This window comes from Streptomyces globisporus, assembly GCF_003501885.1.
Lineage (GTDB): Bacteria > Actinomycetota > Actinomycetes > Streptomycetales > Streptomycetaceae > Streptomyces > Streptomyces globisporus_D.
On record NZ_QWFA01000281.1, the window covers coordinates 1 to 5,509 of the forward strand.

The following is a 5,509-nucleotide window of genomic DNA, read 5'->3' on the forward strand; positions in this document are numbered from 1 at the left end:
ACAGGCACAGCTGGTGCTCGCGCCGGTGTTCGGGCGGGTGGGGGAGCGGGGGTAGGGCCCTGCCCGTTCCTGGGCGGGCTTCGCCGGTCCGAGTGCCTGAGGGCCCGAGACCCCGCCCGAGGGTCCGGCTGCCGGGGAGCCCGAGGGCTGGAGAGTCCGAGAGGGAATGCAGTCGGGTGATCCTATTGATCAAGTCGGCATGTCGACTCTCTGAGTCCGCGCGCGCGTGATTCCGTCGAAGCCCATCACCGGTGGCCCGCCGGCTCCTCCCGGGAGCCCCGGTCGTCCCGCGAGCAGCGAAGGGTGACCCTCATGCCCCCCACTTCCGGCGCACGGCCACGTGACGGCCGTACGCTCGCCGCCCTCGGGCTGGTCGCCGGGATCGCGGTGCCCGCCACGCTCCTGGGCGGCACGCAGGCGACCGCCCTGCCCGCCCCGGCGGTCCCCGCTTCCTTAGCCGCAGCCGCAGGCGTACACACCGCGACCAAAGACGCACGCGCCGCGAACGCGGACGACGAACAGCCCGTGTGCGCTGACCCGAAGGCCAAGGACTTCCCCATCGAGACCCGGATCCAGGACGCCCCGGACCGGTACGCCTCCGGCGGCGGCTACGGCACCTGGTTCCTCGACCTCACCAACACCACCGACACCTCCTGCCAGGCCCTGCACCCGGTCCTCGTGCTCGCCGACCGCGACCGCAGGCTGACGTCGGACCAGATCCAGCTGGAGTTCTCCGAACCCGGCAGCCCGGAGAAGGAGCACCGGGTCACCTGGGAGTCCACCGACCGCGACGAGCAGATCGGTGTCTTCGGTGACCCGTTCCCCGGGCTCACCGTCCCCGCCGGGGAGACCGTTTCCGTACGCGTCCGGATGGCCTTCACCTCCGACACCGCCCCCGGCCCGGTCACCGCCCACGCGGCCGTCGTCCAGCGCCACCACCAGGGCCGGGGGAAGGGCGGCGGACGCGAGGACGGCGAGTGGGTGGGGGAGTCGGAGGACTACCCCTTCGTGATCGTCGACGGGGCCACGGGCGGCATCCGCGAGCCGGACACCCCCCGGACCGAGCGCCCCGATCCGGAGCGCACCGCCCCGGGCACCGGCACGCGCACCGAACGGCCCGGCGATCCCGACGGCCCCCGCAAGGACCCCCGTACCGACCCCGGAACGGGCCGGGACCCGGTCCCTGACGGCGACTCCAGCTCCCGCCGGCCGACCCGCCCGGACGCCGGGGAGGGGGACGGGGGCGACCGCGGCGAGGAGAGCCCCGGGCTGCCGGCCCGCGACGGACTCGGCCGCCCGCTCCCCGAACTCGCCCGCACCGGCCCGGCGTCGACGGCCTGGGCCGGGGCCGCCGCCGGGGTGCTCCTGCCGGCCGGGGCCGCCCTGCTGCGGTACGCCCGCCGGGCCCGCCGCACGGGGGACTGAGCCGGAGGGCCCCGGGGCGGCGGCCCGCCGCGATGCCTGACGGTACGGGGCCGCGGCCCCGTACCGGTCCGTTCACCCGCGTCTGCCACCATCGGGCGGTGGACTACCCGAACGACCAGGCACCTGGCGCACCGATCCGCTCCGGCATCCCCGAGCACGGCCGCATCCCGAAGTACTACGCGGTCAAGGCCCGCATCGCGGTCCTGCTGGACGAGTTGGGCGAGGGCGGACTCCTGCCCACCGAGCGGGAGCTCGCCCAGCTGCACGAGGTCTCGCGCGAGACCGTCCGCCAAGCCCTGCGCGAACTCCTCCTGGAGGGGCGGCTGCGCCGGCAGGGGCGCGGCACCGTCGTCGCCGGGCCCAAGCTGGAGCAGCCGCTCTCGCTGGCCAGTTACACCGAGGGCGTCCGCCGCCAGGGACTGCGGCCCGGGCGCAACCTCATCGGCCTGGACCGCTTCCCCTGCCCCGGGGCGCTCGCCGCCGAGGTCGGCGTCGAGCGGGGCGAGCCGGTCTGGCACCTGGAGCGGGTGCTGCTCGCCGACGACGAACGCGTCGGCCTGGAGAGTACGTACGTCGGCGTCGCCCGCGTCCCGGACCTGGACACGGAGTTCGACCCGGACTCCTCCTTCTACGCCTACCTCCGCGACGCCCTCGGGATCGCCTTCGGCGACGCCGACGAGCGGATCGAGACCGTGCTCGCGACCCCCCGCGAGGCCCTGCTCATCGGGACCCCGCCCGCCCTGCCGATGCTCCTGATCCACCGCCTCTCCCGGGACACCGACGGCCGGCCGCTGGAGCGGGTGCGGACGCTGTTCCGGGGGGACCGGTTCTCGTTCTCCGCGCATCTGCGGGGCGAGGGGCCGAGCTGAGGGGGACGGATCACCGCTCGCCGCACCTCCTCTTCTGATCACGGAGAGATAACGGGTCTGGTCCAAACTTGCGAGGTCGTTCACCGTCCCGTCGACGACCGGACGCGTCCGGATCACCCGTCCCCAGGAGCGTGGCCGACGTGAGAGTCATCGTCGTAGGAGCCGGCGTGGTGGGAACCATGCACGCCTGGCACGCAGTCAGCCGCGGCCACCAGGTCGTACAGATCGAGCGCGAGAGCGAGGCGCGCGGAGCATCGCTCCGCAATTTCGGACAGATATGGATCAGCGGCCGGGCCGGTGGCGAGGAGCTGGAAACAGCCGTGCGCGCCCGTGAGTTGTGGGAGGGCATCGGCGACCGGGTGCCGGGGCTCGGCTTCCGGGCCTGCGGTTCGCTCACCCCGCTGCGTACCGCACGCGAAATCGCCGTCGCCGAGGCGGCCGTCACCAGGACCGACGCGGCGGCGCGCGGCTACAAGCTGCTCACCGCCGACGAGGCCCGGGCGGTCAACCCGGCCCTGCGCGGCGCGTTCACCGCCGCCCTGTGGTGCGAGCGGGACGCGGCCGTCGAGCCCCGCACCGCCCAACTCGCCCTCAAGCAGAAGCTGCTGGCCTCCGGGCGGTACACCTACCTCGGCGGTCGCGAGGTCCGCGAGGTCGTCGGGACCGCATCGGTGCGCGACGACCACGGGGACGTCCACACCGGCGACGCCGTCATCCTCGCCACCGGGGCCTGGCTCGGCGGGCTCGTCCGCGAACTCGCCGGTGCCGAGCTGCCCGTACGCCGCGTCCGCCTCCAGATGATGCAGACCGACCCCCTCGGTGAGCCCCTCACCACCTCCGTCGCCGACGCCGACAGCTTCCGCTACTACCCCGCCTACCGGGGCGAGGCGCTCGACGCCCTCAACGCCGGGCAGGCCCAGGACCCCGTCGCCGCCGAGCACCGCATGCAACTCCTCATGGTCCAGCGCCAGGACGGCGGGCTGACCATCGGCGACACCCACGAGTACGAGCACCCCTTCGCCTTCGACACCGTCGAGGAGCCGTACGAGCACCTCACCCGGGTCGTCGAGGCCTTCCTCGGCCGCCCGCTGCCGCGTGTCCGCCACCGCTGGGCGGGCGTCTACGCCCAGTGCACCGACACCGCACGCGTCGTCCACCGGCAACAGGTGCGCGACGGGGTCTGGCTCGTCACCGGACCCGGCGGGCGCGGCATGACGTGCTCGCCCGCCATCGCCGAAACGACCGCTGACCAACTGGGCTGGTGAACCTCATGACTTCCCCGACCGACACGGCCTCGCTGACCGACCTGACGTCCCCGACCGACATCACGCGCGACCCCTACGACCTCGTCGTCCTCGACATGGCCGGGACCACCGTCGCCGACGGCGGACTCGTCGAGCAGGCCTTCGCCGCCGCTGCCCAACGCCTCGGCGTACGACCCGGATCCGACGAGCACACTCGCCAACTCGCCTACGTGCGGGCCACCATGGGCGAGTCCAAGATCTCCGTTTTCCGGCATCTGTTCGATGACGAGGACCGGGCGCAGTACGCCAACACCGCCTTCGAGGAGGCGTACGGCGAACTCGTCGACGGCGGCCGCATCGCCCCGATCCCCGGCGCCCGCGCCGCCGTCGAACGCCTCGCCGCCGAAGGCCGTACCGTCGTCCTGACCACCGGCTTCGCCCGCACCACCCAGGACGCCATCCTCGCCGCCCTCGGCTGGCAGGACCTCGTCCCGCTCGCCCTCTGCCCCGCCGACGCGAGCGGCCGGGGCCGGCCCTTCCCGGACATGGTGCTGGCCGCCTTCCTGCGCACCGGGGCCGTGGCCGACGTCCGCCGGACCGTGGTGGCGGGCGACACCTCGTACGACATGCTCAGCGGCGTACGCTCCGGCGCCGGGATCGTCGCCGGGGTCCTCACCGGCGCCCACGACAAAGACCAGTTGGCCCGGCACGGCGCGACCCACGTCCTCGGGTCCGTCGCCGAACTGCCCGACCTCATCGCACGGGCCGAGGCGGACGAACGACCCGACCCCGTCGCGCGGGCCGAAGCGTGAACGCCCCCGCCCCCAGCGGCATCCGCTTCGACGGCGTCACCGTCTCCTACGGCGGCACCGTCGTCCTCGACCGGCTCGACCTCACCGTCGGACCCGGCGAGGTGATGGCCCTCCTCGGGCCCTCCGGCTCGGGCAAGACCACCGCCCTGCGCGCCGTCGCCGGGTTCGTCCGGCCCGCCGCCGGGCGGGTGTTCCTCGGCGGCCGGGACGTCACCGCCCTGCCCCCGCACCGGCGCGGCATCGGCATGGTCGTCCAGAGTTACGCCCTCTTCCCGCACCTCAAGGTCAAGGACAACGTGGCCTTCGGGCTCAAGGCCCACCGCACCCCGAAGGCCGAGATCCCCGGCCGGGTCACCCGGGCCCTCGAACTCGTCGGCATGGCCGCGTACGCCGACCGGCACCCCCGCGAACTCTCCGGCGGCCAGCAGCAGCGCGTCGCGATCGCCCGCGCGCTGGCCATCCGGCCCGGCGTGCTGCTCCTGGACGAACCGCTCTCCGCCCTCGACGCCCGCCTCCGCTCCGGGATGCTCGCCGAACTGGCGCGGCTTCACCGGGAGTTGCCGGACGTCTCTATTCTGTACGTCACCCACGACCAGGTCGAGGCGCTCACCCTCGCCGACCGGATCGCCGTCATGGACCGCTCCCGGCTCCAGGACTGCGGCACCCCCGAGGAGCTCTACCGCCGGCCCCGTACGGAGTTCACCGCCTCGTTCGTCGGCAACGCCAACCTGCTGCCGGTCACCGTGGCCGGTGCGGGGGCCGTCCGGCTCGGCGACCGCTCCCTCCGGGTGCCCGCGGAGGGCGCAGCCCCCGGCGCCACCGCCACCCTCTGCGTCCGGCCGCATCTGGTCAGCCTCGGCGACGGGCCCAACGCGCTCACCGGCAGCGTCACCGAGGTCCAGTGGCGCGGCTCCACCCACCGCGTCCACGCCGACGTCGACGGCCACCGCGTCATGGCCGACCTCCGCGAACTGCGCGAGCCCCCGGCCATCGGCGACCCCGTCACCCTGCACTTCGCCACCGAGGACGCGGTCCTGCTCCCGGCGGGATCGGGCGACATGGCGGGGGCGGGAGACACGGCGAGGACCGGGGACACGGCGGGGGTCGGCCCATGACCTCCACCGCCACCGGCACTGCCACCGCCGCCGTGCCCCGTACC

The 5,509-nt window shown here is 74.4% G+C and carries 5 protein-coding genes; all 5 read left to right on the top strand.

Annotation, left to right across the window (positions count from 1 at the left end):
- Window positions 1-312: 312 nt before the first annotated feature.
- The 5 genes from D3105_RS31775 (at window position 313) to D3105_RS31795 (ending at window position 5,465) form a co-directional block, all read left to right on the top strand.
- Entirely contained in the window at window positions 313-1,425 is a 1,113-nt protein-coding gene (locus D3105_RS31775; RefSeq protein ID WP_118906328.1) for a peptidase, read from the top strand.
- 98 nt (window positions 1,426-1,523) lie between these two features.
- Window positions 1,524-2,294, top strand: a complete 771-nt coding sequence (locus tag D3105_RS31780; protein ID WP_118906330.1) for a GntR family transcriptional regulator — start codon at window positions 1,524-1,526, stop codon at window positions 2,292-2,294.
- A gap of 140 nt (window positions 2,295-2,434) precedes the next feature.
- Entirely contained in the window at window positions 2,435-3,559 is a 1,125-nt protein-coding gene (locus tag D3105_RS31785) for a TIGR03364 family FAD-dependent oxidoreductase (RefSeq protein WP_118906331.1), read from the top strand.
- 5 nt (window positions 3,560-3,564) lie between these two features.
- On the top strand, window positions 3,565-4,350 hold the full coding sequence (locus D3105_RS31790) for a phosphonatase-like hydrolase (protein WP_206273006.1): 786 nt from the start codon (window positions 3,565-3,567) through the stop codon (window positions 4,348-4,350).
- Window positions 4,347-5,465: an ABC transporter ATP-binding protein gene (locus D3105_RS31795; RefSeq protein ID WP_118906329.1), complete on the top strand. Its 1,119-nt coding sequence runs from the start codon at window positions 4,347-4,349 to the stop codon at window positions 5,463-5,465. The genes D3105_RS31790 and D3105_RS31795 overlap by 4 nt, the downstream gene beginning before the upstream one ends.
- Window positions 5,466-5,509 lie beyond the last annotated feature (44 nt).

Bases quoted from the DNA above. Each gene is read 5' to 3' on its own strand.
- D3105_RS31775 (WP_118906328.1), top strand. From the start codon at position 313: ATGCCCCCCACTTCCGGCGCACGGCCACGTGACGGCCGTACGCTCGCC.
- D3105_RS31790 (WP_206273006.1), top strand. From the start codon at position 3,565: ATGACTTCCCCGACCGACACGGCCTCGCTGACCGACCTGACGTCCCCG.